At 67.4% G+C, this 14,287-nt stretch carries 10 protein-coding genes; 5 read left to right on the top strand and 5 right to left on the bottom strand.

Features of this window, described 5'->3' with window-relative positions; translation table 11 throughout:
- Positions 1 to 5 precede the first annotated feature (5 nt).
- Together KME82_RS06895 and KME82_RS06900 are read left to right on the top strand one after the other, a co-directional pair.
- The gene (locus KME82_RS06895; protein WP_215497863.1) at positions 6 to 503 is read left to right on the top strand and encodes a YybH family protein; all 498 of its coding nucleotides are present in this window, start codon (positions 6 to 8) and stop codon (positions 501 to 503) included.
- A 10-nt stretch (positions 504 to 513) separates the two neighbouring features.
- On the top strand, positions 514 to 906 hold the full coding sequence (locus KME82_RS06900) for a DoxX family protein (protein WP_215497864.1): 393 nt from the start codon (positions 514 to 516) through the stop codon (positions 904 to 906).
- Between the two features lie 306 nt (positions 907 to 1,212).
- Here the strand turns inward: KME82_RS06900 and nagA are convergent, their stop codons facing one another.
- The 5 genes from nagA to KME82_RS06925 are packed head-to-tail and all read right to left on the bottom strand — an operon-like array spanning position 1,213 to position 6,652.
- The gene (nagA, locus tag KME82_RS06905; protein WP_215497865.1) at positions 1,213 to 2,325 is read right to left on the bottom strand and encodes an N-acetylglucosamine-6-phosphate deacetylase; all 1,113 of its coding nucleotides are present in this window, start codon (positions 2,323 to 2,325) and stop codon (positions 1,213 to 1,215) included.
- Positions 2,322 to 3,098: a DeoR family transcriptional regulator gene (locus KME82_RS06910; protein WP_215498999.1), complete on the bottom strand. Its 777-nt coding sequence runs from the start codon at positions 3,096 to 3,098 to the stop codon at positions 2,322 to 2,324. Before KME82_RS06910 ends, nagA begins: the two co-directional genes overlap by 4 nt.
- A gap of 33 nt (positions 3,099 to 3,131) precedes the next feature.
- The gene (locus KME82_RS06915) at positions 3,132 to 4,469 is read right to left on the bottom strand and encodes a D-tagatose-bisphosphate aldolase, class II, non-catalytic subunit (protein ID WP_215497866.1); all 1,338 of its coding nucleotides are present in this window, start codon (positions 4,467 to 4,469) and stop codon (positions 3,132 to 3,134) included.
- A gap of 49 nt (positions 4,470 to 4,518) precedes the next feature.
- On the bottom strand, positions 4,519 to 5,460 hold the full coding sequence (locus tag KME82_RS06920; RefSeq protein ID WP_215497867.1) for an ROK family protein: 942 nt from the start codon (positions 5,458 to 5,460) through the stop codon (positions 4,519 to 4,521).
- The gene (locus KME82_RS06925) at positions 5,453 to 6,652 is read right to left on the bottom strand and encodes an SIS domain-containing protein (protein ID WP_215497868.1); all 1,200 of its coding nucleotides are present in this window, start codon (positions 6,650 to 6,652) and stop codon (positions 5,453 to 5,455) included. Before KME82_RS06925 ends, KME82_RS06920 begins: the two co-directional genes overlap by 8 nt.
- Positions 6,653 to 6,986: 334 nt before the next feature.
- On the opposite strand from KME82_RS06925, the gene KME82_RS06930 reads away from it, so the two are divergent.
- The 3 genes from KME82_RS06930 (at position 6,987) to KME82_RS06940 (ending at position 14,287) form a co-directional block, all read left to right on the top strand.
- Positions 6,987 to 10,337: a TIM-barrel domain-containing protein gene (locus tag KME82_RS06930; protein ID WP_215497869.1), complete on the top strand. Its 3,351-nt coding sequence runs from the start codon at positions 6,987 to 6,989 to the stop codon at positions 10,335 to 10,337.
- Positions 10,338 to 10,555: 218 nt separating this feature from the next.
- Positions 10,556 to 13,558, top strand: a complete 3,003-nt coding sequence (locus tag KME82_RS06935; RefSeq protein WP_215497870.1) for a TonB-dependent receptor domain-containing protein — start codon at positions 10,556 to 10,558, stop codon at positions 13,556 to 13,558.
- Between the two features lie 183 nt (positions 13,559 to 13,741).
- Positions 13,742 to 14,287: a DUF2867 domain-containing protein gene (locus KME82_RS06940; protein ID WP_215497871.1), complete on the top strand. Its 546-nt coding sequence runs from the start codon at positions 13,742 to 13,744 to the stop codon at positions 14,285 to 14,287.

Genomic DNA, 14,287 nt, shown 5'->3' on the forward strand with positions numbered 1-14,287 from the left:
CCGCCATGCATACCCTCATTCAACGCCTGCGGTCGGCCACGCTGCTGACGGCCTTGCTGCTTCCAGTCGTCGCCATCGCGGGCAAACCCGCGTCGAGCGATGCGGTCAAAGCCGCGATCACGCAACAGCTGAATCGATATGAGCAAGCACTCAACGCCTCCGACATTGACGGTGTGATGAAGCTCTATGCCGAGCACGCGGTGTTCATGCCACAGCACAGCCTTCCCGCCGTCGGCCGGGACGCGGTCCGCGCGGCTTATCGCGGTGTCTTCGACACCATCCGACTGGATGTCGACTTCACCGTCGACGAGATCCAGCCGTTGTCGCGCGACTGGGCCTACGCCCGTACGCGGTCCAACGGCACGGTGAAAGTGCTCGGCTCCGCCGCGCCCGCAAGCGCGGAAGCTAACCAGGAACTGTTCATATTCCATCGCGAAACCGACGGCCGATGGCTCTTCGCCCGCTACATCTTCTCGACCACTCAACCACTCAAACAACCGTGAGCCATCCGATATGAGCACCCGACTGCAATCCGCCGCGATATCCGCTGCCCGCGTGATGATGGCGCTGATCTTCATCCTTTCCGGCCTGTCCAAGATCGGCGCGCCCGAAGCCACACGCGGCTATATGGAAGCGATGCACCTGCCTGGGGCTCTGCTGTGGCCGACGATCGTGTTCGAGATCGGCTCCGGCGCGTTGATCGTACTGGGCTATCGCACCCGCATCGTCGCCTTGCTGCTGGCGGGTTTCAGTCTGCTGACCGCCGCCGTTTTCCATCATCAATTCGCCGACCAGATCCAGATGATCATGTTCCTGAAGAACATCGCGATCGCCGGCGGATTTCTGCTGCTGGCAAGTGTGGGCGCAGGCGGATTGAGCCTGGACGCGAAGAAAGCAATCGCGTGATACCCGCGGTAGCGGCAGACAGGGTTGTGCCGGGAATCGGTGGCGGCCCGGCATGTTCGCTACCATCCCGATCGGCGCCCGCTCCAGGATTGGAGCGCGTAAGATTGAACAGTACGCACAAAGCCCTCCGTTCGGAGGGCTTTTTCTTTGGAGCGGCCGCAACGAAGAAGTTCGTGATCACTTTGCGGTCCCACACACCCTCGACCTCAGGCGTTGCAAGCGCGCATGTCGCGTCTACTCATCCGCCTCGCAGACGAAGGCGCGGGTGACGTCGAGCCGGCGAAGCGGCCCGGCTTGAAATGAGCGTCAGGACAAGTCGACAGCGCGCCCGGCGACATGCACCTGGACGATGCGCAACTGCGCGTCCAGCACAACCAGGTCGGCGCAGGCGCCCACCGCGATGCGGCCATGGTCGGCCAGGCCGAGGTAATCGGCGGGGAAGGTGGAGACGCGATGCGCGGCGTCGGCGAGGTCCAGGCCGACGTCGACCAGATTGCGCAGTGCCTGGTCCATGGTCAGCGCGCTGCCGGCGAGCGAACCGCTGGCCAGGCGCACGCAGCCGAGGCATTTGTGTACGCGTTGCGAACCCAACGCGTACTCGCCGTCGGGCATGCCGGTGGCGGCGGTGGCGTCGGTGACCGCGTACAGGCGCGGAATGCAGCGCAGCGCGAGGCGGATCGCGCCGGGATGCACGTGCTGCAGGTCGGGGATCAGCTCGGCGTATTCGGCGTGGGCCAGCGCGGCCGCGGCGATGCCGGGCGTGTAGTGATCGACGCCGGTCATGCCGTTGAACAGATGGGTGAAGCCGGACGCGCCGGCGCGCAATGCGGCCAAGCCGTCTTCGTAAGTGCCGGCGCTGTGGCCGATCTGGACACGGATGCCCAGCGCGCTCAGCTGCGGGATCAACTCGGTGTGGTGGCCGATTTCCGGCGCCAAGGTCAGCACCTTGATCGGCGCCAGCGCGTGCAGGCGTTGCACCGATTCCAGCGTGGCTTCCACCGTCAGCGGCGGTTGCGCGCCCAGGCGTTGCGGGCTGATGAACGGCCCTTCCAGATGCACGCCGAGCACGCGCGCCGCCTCCGGGTCGGGTTCGGCGATGGCGGTGGCGAGGCCGCGCAAGGCATGCGCGATATCGGGCTCCGCCGCGGTCATGGTGGTTCCGAGCAGGGCGGTGGTGCCGTGGCGAACGTGCGCGCGCGCGACCGTGCGCGCGGCATCGCCGCCCTGCATCAGGTCGACGCCGGCGGCGCCATGCACGTGCAGGTCGATGAAGCCCGGCAGGATGATGAATTCGTCGCCGTCGCTGGTTTTAAGGGCGCGCTCTTCGATCGTGCGAATCTCGCGGTCGAAGCGGATGCCGCCGCGGCGCCAACCTTCGGAGGTCAGGATGCGGCCTTGCAGGCTGCGCAATTCGCTCATGGCGTGGCCTCGGCGATGATCAACTCGATCCCCAGTTGTTGCAGACCTTCGCGGTAGCGATCGTCGATGCCGGCGTCGGTGATGATGGCGTGGATCTGATCGAGGCGGGCGATGCGGTGCAGGCTCACGCGGCCGAATTTCGATGCGTCGGTCAGCACCACGATGCGGCGCGCGTGTTCGACCATGCGGTGGTTGAGGCGCGCCTCGGCCTCGTCGTGGGTGGTCAGGCCGAACTGCAGGTCCAGGCCGTCCACGCCGAGGAACAAAGTGTCGAAGCTGTAGGCGTTGAGGCTGGCCTCGGCCTGGCTGCCTTGCAGCGAAAGCGATTGCTTGCGCAGCACGCCGCCGCTGAGCAGCACGTCGACGCCGGGTGCGTTGGCGAGTTCCCAGGCGATGTTGAGGCCGTTGGTCATCACCGTGACATCGCGATGGCCGCGCAGGTGGCGGGCCAGGGTCATGGTGGTGGAGCCCGAGTCGATGATGATGTTGTCGCCGGCCTGCACCAACTGCGCGGCGCGCGCGCCGATGCGCTCTTTCAGCGGCAGGTTGAGCGCGTCCTTCTCGTGGATGTCCTGTTCCTGCGGCGGCGTGCGCACCAGCGCGGCGCCGCCGTGGGTGCGGGTGGCCAGGCCCTGCGATTCGATATGGCTCAGGTCGGCGCGGATGGTCACCGCCGACACGCCGAAGCGATCGACCAGCTCGGCCACCTGCACCGAGCCCAGTTCGATCAGGCATTGCAGGATCTGTTGCCGGCGGGCGCGGGTGTTGCGAATGGCCATCGGTGGGTCCGCGGTAAAGGTCGAAGATTAGCCGTTCGCCGCGGCGGGCGCGCTGGACGCGCGCTCAGCCGATGCACGCTCGCCGGCGGTATTCGCCGAGCAGGCGCGGGCGTATTCGTCCAGGCACAGGCCGATGCGATGGCGCACCAACGCTTCGGGCGTATTGGCCAGGGCGCCGGCGCGCACCGCGCGGTATTGCTCGGGCAGGTGCTGGCTCAGCAGGAACAGCGGCGGCGCGTGCGCGCGCAGGTTGTCGAACAGGCGCTGCACGGCGGCGATCAGCGCCGGTTCGCCCCAGTAGTAACGGCAGCGGTCGCTGAGCGCGTACAGGCGCAGCAGATGCAGTTCGCGCTCGTCGCCGTGGTAGTGCTGCTGCCAGTGGCGCGGGCTGTCGAGCATGCAGCGTTCCAGCGCCTGCGGCAGGTTGGAGCGCTGTTCCGGCGGCAGCAGTTCGGCTTCGATCGACGCCAGCGCGAACAGCGCCTCGCGATAGGCGAAGGTCGCGGCCGGGCCGACCTTGAGGATCGCGAAATGATCGCGCACCAGCGCGTGCAGGCCGTCCTCGCGCTGGTAGTCGGTGGAATGCGCCTCGAACACGATGCGCGGCTGGCGTTCGAGAAAATCGGCCAGCGACTGGGCCGCGACCGGATCGTAGTCGTGCACGCTGCTGTGGTCGAAGTCGACGCCCGGCTGCACCACCATCGCGATCACCCGCTCCCAGGCCGGCGCCAGATCGGGCGCGGCGAACGCTTCGCGATGGATGGCCAGGGTCTGTTCGGCGGCCTGTGGCGTGGTCACCGCGAGACCGCCGGCCAGCGAGGCTTCGCCGCCGGGGATCGGCACTTCGGTGCCGATCACGTACACCGGCGGCGGCAGGCCGTGCGCGGCGGCGGTGCGTTCGGCGATGCGCGCAAGTTCCGCCGAACGCGCGGCGACTGTCGCGTCCGGCAGCGGCGAGGGATCGTCGGCGCAGGACATGCTGCAGTCCAGGTGGATCTTGTGGAAACCGGCGGCCACATAGGCTTCGATCAGCACCCGCGCATGCGCCATCGCTTCTTCGGCCGGGCGCTTCTGCCAGGCGTTGGGGCCGAGGTGATCGCCGCCGAGCACCAGCCGATCGGCGGGGAACTGTTCTTCGCGCGCCAACGCGAGCACGTAGTCGCGGTATTGCGGCGGGGTCATGCCGGTGTAGCCGCCGAACTGGTCGACCTGGTTGGAGGTCGCTTCGATCAGCAGCAAGGTGTGGTGACGGCGGGCCACGTCCATCGCGGCGCGCAGCACCAGTTCGTTGCTGCAGCACACGCTGTATAGGCCGACGTTGCGGCCCTGGCGGTGGGAGGCGATCAGCGATTGCACGGGCGACATGGCAACACTCCAACGCGGTTCAAGACGGCTCAGTACAAGCCGGGAAAACTCAGGACAACGCCGACGGCCAGGCCAGCAACGCGGCGCCTCGCGCGCCGCCCGCGCCGCCGAAGCGCGGCGGCACGATCGGCGGCACCTGCACGCCGTCGAACAGATGCGCGGCGACCGCCGCCGGCAGCACGCCGTACAGCGGTGCGTGTTGCGACAGGCCGCCGCCGAGCACGATCACATGCGGGTCCAGCACCAGCACCAGCTTGGCCAGGCTGTGGCCGAGCAAATCCAGATGGATCGCCATCACCTCGCGTGCGCGCACGTCGCCCGCGTCGGCCAGGGCGATCACCGCGGCCGCGTCGGCCGCTTCGCCGCCGAAGTGACGGTGCAGCGCGACCAGGCCGCTGCCCGATACATAACGCTCCACGCAGCCGCGCAGACCGCAGGCGCAGTCCAGCACCGGCAAGGCGTAGCGCTGCAGCAGATGCCCCGGTACGCTCCAGTGGCCCCATTCGCCGGCCAGGCCGTTGAAGCCGGTGATCAACCGGCCGTGCAGGCAATAGCCGCCGCCCGCGCCGGTACCGAGGATCGCGCCGTACATGCTCGGATAACCTTCGGCGGCGCCGCCATGCGCTTCGGACAGCGCGAAGCATTGCAGGTCGTTGCCGAAGTGCAGCGGCCGGCGCAGCCGCGCCTGCAGATCGGCGGCGACCTTGTGGCCGGTCAGCGCCGGCACGTTGGCGCTGAGTTGGCGGCCGCTGCGGTGGTCGCGCACGCCGGGCAGGGCGATGCCGATCGCGGTGTCGGCGAGGCCGAGTTCGGCGTCGGCCGCGGCGACCAGCGCTTCGAGCGCGGTCAGAAAACCCGGGTATTTGCCCTGCGGCGTGGCGATGCGCCGGCGATGGCGCACTTCCAGTGCGGCATCGCAGGCGACCAGTTCGATCTTGGTGCCGCCGATGTCGATGCCGTAGCGGATCGTGGAAGCGGCGGCGTCAGCCATGGTGAATAGTGACGCCCTTGACCACCCGGTTGACGGTGCCGTCCGGGAAGGGATTGTCGGGGGTCAGGCCGAGCGCGGCCGAACGTTGCAGCGCGTACATCTGCGCGAAAGTCAGCCATACCGGCGCCAGCCAGCTGTCAGAAAACATGCCGTCGGCGAACGCGTTGTCGGCCAGCGCGCCATCGTCCAGCGGCGGCACTGGCAAGCGGTAGTCGTCATCGCCGCCGATGTCGGCGTGCGGGCCGATCGACAGCACGTGCCCGGCGACGCCGTCGCGTCGCAGTTCGTCGAGCAGGTCGTGTTCGTAACGGCGCGCCAATGCGTGATTGCTACGCATCACCACGACCAGGGTGTCGCCGTCGAGCGTGGACTTGGGCCCGTGGCGAAACCCCAGCGGCGTATTGGCCAAGGCCAGGACGCGACCGGCGGTGAGTTCGAGCACCTTCAACGCGGCTTCGCGCGCCAAGGCTTCCAGCGGGCCGCTGGCCAGGTAGATCACGCGGTTGAACGGCCGCTGCGCCAAGGCCGCGACCGGCGCGTCCCATTGCGACAGGCCTTCGCGCGCGAGTTCGGCCAGTTGCTGCAGGCGTTCGATCCGCCGCGGCCACGGCGCGCGGTCGAACACGCTCAGCGCCGTCAGCAGCATGCAGCTCAGGCTGCTGGTCATGGCGAAGGCGCGGTCGCAACTCGCCGCCGGCATCAGCACGGTGCAGGTGTCGTCGCGGCCGGCGCCGCGGCGGGCGAGTTCGCCCTGCGCATTGCAGGTGATGTCGAGAAAACGCGCGTGCTCGACCTGCGCGCGCACCAGTTCGACCGCGGCCACGCTCTCTGGGCTGGAACCGCTGCGGCCGAACGACACCAGCAGGGTCGGGCGGTCGCGCTGCAGATACAGCGCCGGATGGGTCAGCAGGTTGGTGGTGTGCAGCGCGCGCACTTCGGCCGGCCATTGCGCGTTGATGCTGTCGGCGACGAGGTCGGCGATGAAGCCCGAACTGCCGGCGCCGGTGAACAGCACGCGCTGGCGCGGGTCGTTGAGGCAGTCGCCGAGAAAGGTCTGCACGCGTTCGCGCGCCTGCGCCAGATCCCGGGCCAGCTCAAGCCACAAAGCGGGCTGCTGGGCGATTTCAGCGGCGGTATCGGCTCCGCCCAGGCGTTGCCAGGCGGTCGAGTCGGGAAGCGGGGTGAGGTCCATGGAGAATCCCTGTTGAGCGCGGTGACGATCTGCGTTTTCTTTCGGAAAGTCAATTATCGAAAGTAAAACAAAAGAAATTAATCGGGTGAGCTTGTTCTTCGAACTCGCTCGGAAAAAACGAAAGATCGGCGCGAATGAGCTTTCGTTGCTTGCTTAACAGGGATTTTTGCCATGTTTAGAAAGTATTGCATTGCACAATCTTTCGTTTTGCCAGATAAATTCTTCCTTTTTTCTTTCAATTCATTGACAGCTTTCGAATCACTGCCCTAGAGTCGGCCGCAACAGGTTTCGAATGCCCGCCGAGCGGGTCCTTGGGGGCAAGGTGACATTCCGCATGCGTCGTCCGCATCCGTCGATCGCGATTCTTTCGAGCACGATTCTGGCTGCGCTGCTGGCCTCGCCGGCCGTGGCCGAGCCGGTCGGCAACCTGCGCGCGGTCCGCGCCGAGGCCGGCGCGACGCCGAGCTGGGAGCTGAGCACCGACAGCGGCAGCGTGCTGCGCATCGAGGTGCTGGCGCAGGACCTCGTGCGGGTGCAGGCCGGTCGCCGCGGCAAGCTGACGCCGGCCGGCGACAAGGCCGCGCCGATCGTGCTGCCGCAACCGGCGGCCAAGGTCGACGCCACGCTTGAAGAAGACGCCGCCGAAGTGCGCGTGCGCACCGGCGCGCTGGTGCTGCACGTGCAGCGGCAACCGTTGAAGCTGCGGTTGGAACGGATCGACGGCGAACGCCGCACCTCCTTGTGGCAGGAACTGCAACCGCTGGACCTCGACGCGACCCAGAGCGTGCAAGTGCTGTCGTCGCAGGCCGACGAAGCGTTCTACGGCGGCGGCCAGCAGAACGGCCGTTACCAGTTCAAAGGCCGCGAACTGGAAGTCTCGTACTCCGGCGGTTGGGAAGAGGGCGATCGCCCGAGCCCCGCGCCGATGCTGCTGAGCTCGCGCGGCTGGGGCATGTTGCGCAACACGTGGAGCGACGGCAGCTACGACCTGCGCCAGCCCGATCAATCCACCTTGCTGCATCGCGAGGATCGCTTCGACGTTTATTACTTCGTCGGCGAACTGCCGCACTTGCTCGAACGCTACACGCAGCTGACCGGCCGTCCCGGCCTGTTGCCGCGCTGGGCGCTGTCCTACGGCGACGCGGATTGCTACAACGACGGCGACAACGGCAAGAAGCCCGGCACCGTGCCCGAGGGCTGGCACGACGGTCCGACCGGCACCACGATCGACGTGGTCGAGAGCGTCGCGCGCCAGTACCGCGAACACGACATGCCCGGCGGCTGGATCCTGCCCAACGACGGCTACGGCTGCGGCTACAAGCAATTGCCCGAAACGGTGAAAGGGCTGGCGAAGTACGGCTTCCGCACCGGCCTGTGGACCGAGAACGGGGTCGACAAGATCGCCTGGGAAGTCGGCACCGCCGGCAGCCGGGTGCAGAAACTCGACGTGGCCTGGACCGGCAAGGGCTATCAGTTCGCGATGGATGCCAATCAATCGGCGTTCAACGGCATTTTGCACAACTCCGATTCGCGCCCGTTCCTGTGGACGGTGATGGGTTGGGCCGGCATCCAGCGCTATGCGGTGGCCTGGACCGGCGACCAGAGCGCGAGCTGGGATTACATCCGCTGGCATGTGCCGACCCTGATCGGCTCGGGCCTGTCGGGCATGGCCTACGCCACCGGCGATGTCGATGCGATCTTCGGCGGCAGCGCCGAAACCTACACCCGCGATCTGCAATGGAAAGCCTTTACGCCGGTGCTCATGGGCATGTCGGGTTGGTCGTCGAACGCGCGCAAGCATCCGTGGTGGTTCGACGAGCCGTATCGCAGCATCAATCGCGATTATCTGAAGTTGAAGATGCGGCTGACGCCGTACATGTACGGCCTGGCGCATGACGCCGCGCAGACCGGCGCGCCGCCGGTGCGCGGCTTGATGTGGGATTACCCGCAAGACCCGCATGCGCGCGATGAGGCTTACAAGTACCAGTTCCTGCTCGGCCGCGATCTGCTGGTGGCGCCGGTCTACCGCAGCCAGGCCGCGAGCCGCGGCTGGCGACGCGGCATCCATCTGCCGGCCGGCCGTTGGATCGATTACTGGGACGGACGCAGCGTGCAAGCCGGCGCGGCCGGGCGCGAGCTCGATCGCCAGGTCGATCTCGCCACGCTGCCGCTGTTCGTGCGCGCCGGTGCGATCGTGCCGATGCATCCGGCGATGCTGTTCGACGGCGAAAAGCCGCTCGACGAAATCACCTTCGACCTGTATCCGCAGGGCGATTCGCAGTACACGCTGTACGAGGACGACGGCAATACGCGTCGTTATGAGCAAGGCGAGTCGAGCACCCAGCAAGTGCGCATGAGCGCGCCGGCGCAGGGCAGCGGCCCGGTGAGCGTGCGGATCGATGCGGTGCAGGGCCAGTACCAGGGCCAACTGCCGCAACGTCGCTACGGCTTGCGCGTGCTCAGCCGGCAGGCGCCGCGCGCGGTGTCGGTCGACGGCCGCGCGCTGCCGAAGCTGGCCGATGCCGCCGCGTTGCAGGCGGCCGCGGAAGGCTGGTACTTCGATCCGGCGCAACGCAAGGGCAGCCTGCATGTGCGCACCGCCGCCGTCGATATCCGCAAGCCTCTGCAGATCGCGCTCGACATCGCCACCGCCGCGGCGCCCGCCGACGATGCGTTCCCGGCCGCGCCTGCGCTCGGTCGCGCGCTGCCGGCCGACAGCTTGCTGGTGGTCAATCGTCCCGCCGAAGAACCCGGCCACGCGCTGGAAAATGCGTTCGACGACGATCCCGCGACATGGTTCCGCAGCGTGCGCAATCAAGCCGTGCGGACCGGCGCGCACGAATGGACGGTGGGCTTCGGCGAACGCAAGTTGATCGACGGCATCGAACTGGCGCCGCGCAACGACAAGAACTGGAAGCACGGCCAGGTCCGCGACTACGAGGTGTACCTGGGCGACAGCAACGGCGAGTGGGGCGAGCCGATCGCGCGCGGCCGTCTGCAGCTCAAGCAGGAAACGCAGCGCATCGAGTTCCCCGCGCGCGCCGGCCGCCTGCTGCGCTTCCGCGTGCTCAGCGTGCAGAACCCCGAGGGCGACGGCGCATCCGCGACCGATCCGATGGTCACCGCCGCGCAAGGCAATGCGGCGCGCGCGGTCGATGCGCTGCAGCCGCGCGATGTCGGGCCGATCGCGCTGTCGAGTTTCCACATTCTCGAACATCAGGAACCTGAGCGTCCGGCGCAGCAGCGTTATCTGTCCGAGTTGCCATTGCCGGCCGCGTTGAACAGCCAAGTGCATGCCGATCGCACGTTCCGCGGCGACGACGCGCTGCGCATGAACGGCCTGCTGTTCCGTCGCGGTCTGGGTGTTGGCCCGACCAGCCGCATCGATCTGCGCCTGCAAGGTCAGTGGCGATTGCTGCGTGCCGACCTCGGCATCGACGATGCCTGTCGCGCCGCCGGCGGTCTGCAGTTCCAGGTGTGGGGCGACGATCGTCTGCTCTACGACAGCGGTCTGGTGAAAGCGCCCGGCGTGGTCAAGCCGGAACTCGATATCCGCGGGCTGTCGACCTTGAGCCTGCGCACGCTGGGCGCGCAGGGCAGCCAACCCGCGCAGGTGTGCGCGAACTGGGCCAACGCGGTGCTGATCGGCCAGGAGGGCGATACCGCCAGCGTGATCGCGCCATGAACCTTCCGAACCCCCGATCCCGAACACGCCCCCGAACACGCAACCCAACCGCCGCAGCGAACCCGTCAAACCGAATCCGTAACGCCGAACCCGTAACCACGAACCCGTAACACCGCTCCTCCCCCCGCCCAATCCGACTGCGGCCATCCGGCCGCGGCCCGGGATCGCTGTTGCCCTTCGTCCGCCATCCGCGCCGCAGTCCTGCCAGGAGAGTTCCGATGTTGCCCGCAAGCCGCCGTACGCGCCGTCACCGCGCCAACCGCATCCCCGCCACCCCGCTGTCGCTGGCCCTGGCCGTCGCACTGCTGGGCCACGTGTCCCTCGCCGCCGCACAGGATGGCGCGGCCGGCACGGACAGCAAGGACAAGACCACCGAACTGTCGCGGGTCGAAGTCACCGGTTCCAACATCCGCCGCACCGACGTGGAAACCGCCTCGCCGGTGCAGATCGTCAGCAAGCAGGACATCGAGAACATGGGCGCGCGCACGCTGCTGCAGGTGCTCGACAACCTGCCGGCCGCGCGCCCGGCGCAGCAGGATTCGCGCTCGCTGTTCACCGGTTCCGACGGCGCCTCGCAGGCCAATCTGCGCGGCCTGGGCGCGCAGGGCACGCTGGTGCTGTTGAACGGCCGTCGCCTGTCGTACTACGGCGCGCCGGCCGGGTTCCAGACCCAGTTCGTCAACATCGACGCCATTCCCGCCGCGGCGATCGAACGCATGGAAGTGCTGACCGACGGCGCATCGGCGGTGTACGGCACCGACGCGGTCGCCGGCGTGATCAACGTGATCACCAAGCGCAATTACCAGGGCGCGGAGGTCAACGTCACCACCGACATGTCCTCGCGCATCGATTCCTACGGCGAGCACCAGGCCAGCATCACCGCCGGTTTCGGCGACCTCGACGAAGACCGCTACAACGTCTACGCCTCGGTCAACCTGTACCGTCGCGACGCGATCCCGCTGAGCGATTTCTACGACAAGCGGCCCAAGCAGTACTACGTCAACAACCCGAACTACCTCAACAACCTGCGCCTGGGCACCGGCAGCAAGCCGGGCGTGTTCAATCCCGGCAGCTACTTCGCCTTCGACCCGGTCACCGGCCGGCGCGTGCAGGAAGCCGCGCCGGGCTGCAACAACGTGCTCACCACCGAAGCCGCCGGTCCGCGTTGCATCTGGCAGACCTGGATGAACAACGAGATCGACGCCGGCGCCAAGTCCGAACGCAACACCGCCTATGTCAACGCGCACTTCCTGATCGGCGACAGCACCGAGGCCTTCGCCGAGGCGACCTATACCGACATCGACCTGCGCGCCAACGGCGGCACGCCGCGCGCCTACAGCACCACCACCGGCAACCCGACCAGTTGGTTCTCGCGCAACACCGGCACTTCGGTCAATCAGTTCCTGTATCCCTTCCTCGGCCCGAACAACGAGTACAACCACGCCAGCCCGCAGCTCAAGGCGATGATGGGCGGAGTGGTGGGCCTGCAATACCTGTTGCAGGATGCGGGCGCGAACTACTTCGGCCAGCGCAACACCGACAAGAGCTATCGCGCGCTCGGCGGCCTGCGCGGCACCATCGGCGACTGGAACTGGGAAACCGCGTTCGCCACCGCCGGCACCCACTCGACCACCTACCAGACCATCAACGTCAACCTGCAAGGCTTCGAGAAAGCCTTCGGCCCGTACACCACCGACCCGGGCACCGGCCGGGTGATCATCTCCGATCATCCGGCGTACAAGTTCGGGCAGATCAACGAGGCCAACGCCGCATTGATCCGCGCCGCCTTCCCGACCTTCGACATCCAGTCCTGGACCCGCCTGCACACCCTCGACGGCAAGATCGAAGGCCCGCTGTTCTCGTTGCCGGCCGGCGAGGTGCGCGCGGCGTTCGGCTTCAACGTCAGCCGCGAGACCTTCTACACCCCGGGCAACTCGGACGCGGCCAACGGCCTGATCACCCAGCAGGGCGGCTCGTGGTTCGACGGCAAGCGCAACACCTATGCCGTGTTCGCCGAAACCGTCGCGCCGCTGACCGAGAAGCTCGAACTCGACGCCGCGCTGCGCGTGGACAAGTACCCGAATTTCAGCGCCAACGTCGCGCCGAAGATCGGCCTGAAGTATCAGGTCTTGCCGCAACTGCTGTTGCGCGGCACCTACTCGGAAGGTTTCCGCGCGCCGAGCCTGGCCGAGTCCGGCACCGGCGGCGTGTTCGCCCAACTCGGCGGTTACCGCGACGAAGTGCGCTGCGCCGAAACCAACGCCATCGCCAACTTGTTGCGCCAGTCGCGCCGCGGCGGCGATGTCGACCTGGGCAATTCGCTGCTCAATGCCGACTGCAGCCGCACCGTCGCGCGCATGACCCAGCCCAACCAGGACCTCAAGCCGGAGAAGGCGAAGATCGCCACCCTGGGCTTCGTGTTCGAACCGCTCGACTGGCTGTCGGTGTCGGCCGACTACTGGTTCATCTATCGCCGCAACGAGATCGCCGCGCCCGACTACAGCAAGGACGAAGACATCCTGTCGTCGACGCGTTCGCCGATCACCGAGTCCGATCGCGCAGCGGTCGCCGCGCTGGCGGCGATGTGCGCCGATCCGGCCAGCGGCGTGAGCTGCCCGGGCACGCTGCCGGGCTACAGCGTCGGCAACGTGGCGAGTGTCGTCGGCCAGTACAAGAACAAGGGCCGCACCCTGATCGACGGCTTCGACATCGATGCGCGCAGCCGCTTCTCGTTGGGCGAGTGGGGCAGCCTGAACATCGGCCTGGCCGCGACCATCGCGCGCCGCAACCAAGCGTATCTGGACGACGAAAACGGCTGGTACTACGGCAATACCGTGGGCTATTACGGCAACCCGCGCCTGCGCGCGACGATCAACGCCGACTGGAACTACCGCCAGGTGACCACCAGCTTCTTCGTGAACTACGTCGGCACCACCAAGTGGGCCTGGGAACGCATCGACGCGCAGGACAACAACCCGCAGACCTGCACCGCCGGCTTCCTGCCGGTGGCCAAGGCCCAGTGCGACGGCGTGCCGTCGTGGTGGACGGCCAACCTGAGCCTGACCTGGCGGCCGACCGAAAAGCTCAACGTCGGCGTCACCGTCAAGAACCTGTTCGATCGCCTGCCGTTCTACGATCCCAACAGTTTCCTCGGCGATTCCAGCGATTACGCCAGCATCTTCGGCCGCAGCTACAGCTTCACGGTGGGCTACAAGTTCTGACGGTTCGATCGCGCCGGCGACATCGTCGGCGCGGTCTTCGGGGTGTTCCATCGCCTGCGGCCGATGGATCCGCGGCGTGGAGCATGGCGCCTGCGTCGCAGGCGTCGCGTCGGCGACGGGACGATACTGATGTCGGCGACGTTGCGCGGCTGCGGACCGGGCCGACATCAGGGAGTCCGGACCATGTCGATTGCGCTGCATCGAGTGACCGACGTCGTGCCGCCGCCGCATTCGCGGGTGGCGGGCGTGTACCCGTCGATGGATTTGTACGACGCCTATTCGATCGAGTTGCCCGACCAGGCGTCCGGCGATCCGGAAACCTTGGCGCGATTCGTGTTCGCGCGCAGCCCGGCCTGGATCGGCGGACTGATGCGCGTGCGCGATGCGCTGGTGGCGGGGCTCGGCCTGAAGACCGCGCGGCGCTTGCACCGGCTCGGCGCCAACGGCGGCGAGCGCGTCGGCATGTTCCGCATCTACGAACGGCAGCCCTTGGAGATCGTGCTGGGCGAAGACGACAAGCACCTGGATTTCAAGCTGTCGGTGCTGTGCCAGCCGCCCGGGGAGGCCGTCGCGCGGCGGCGATTGATCGTCTCGACCGCGGTGCATTGCCACAACCGCCTAGGCCGCGCGTATATCGCGGCGATCGCGCCGTTTCACCGCTTGATCGTGCGTTCCTGCCTGCGCCATGCCGCGCGCATCGGATGGCCGCCCCGGCAGTCGGCGGATTGA

Origin of the sequence: Lysobacter capsici (assembly GCF_018732085.1) — a bacterium.
GTDB lineage: Bacteria > Pseudomonadota > Gammaproteobacteria > Xanthomonadales > Xanthomonadaceae > Lysobacter > Lysobacter capsici_A.

What these genes read in the sequence shown, in the direction of transcription:
- KME82_RS06895 (WP_215497863.1), top strand. Translation starts at nt 6, where the DNA reads ATGCATACCCTCATTCAACGCCTGCGGTCGGCCACGCTGCTGACGGCC.
- KME82_RS06900 (WP_215497864.1), top strand. Translation starts at nt 514, where the DNA reads ATGAGCACCCGACTGCAATCCGCCGCGATATCCGCTGCCCGCGTGATG.
- nagA (WP_215497865.1), bottom strand. Translation starts at nt 2,325, where the DNA reads ATGAGCGAATTGCGCAGCCTGCAAGGCCGCATCCTGACCTCCGAAGGT.
- KME82_RS06915 (WP_215497866.1), bottom strand. Translation starts at nt 4,469, where the DNA reads ATGTCGCCCGTGCAATCGCTGATCGCCTCCCACCGCCAGGGCCGCAAC.
- KME82_RS06920 (WP_215497867.1), bottom strand. Translation starts at nt 5,460, where the DNA reads ATGGCTGACGCCGCCGCTTCCACGATCCGCTACGGCATCGACATCGGC.
- KME82_RS06925 (WP_215497868.1), bottom strand. Translation starts at nt 6,652, where the DNA reads ATGGACCTCACCCCGCTTCCCGACTCGACCGCCTGGCAACGCCTGGGC.
- KME82_RS06930 (WP_215497869.1), top strand. Translation starts at nt 6,987, where the DNA reads ATGCGTCGTCCGCATCCGTCGATCGCGATTCTTTCGAGCACGATTCTG.
- KME82_RS06935 (WP_215497870.1), top strand. Translation starts at nt 10,556, where the DNA reads ATGTTGCCCGCAAGCCGCCGTACGCGCCGTCACCGCGCCAACCGCATC.
- KME82_RS06940 (WP_215497871.1), top strand. Translation starts at nt 13,742, where the DNA reads ATGTCGATTGCGCTGCATCGAGTGACCGACGTCGTGCCGCCGCCGCAT.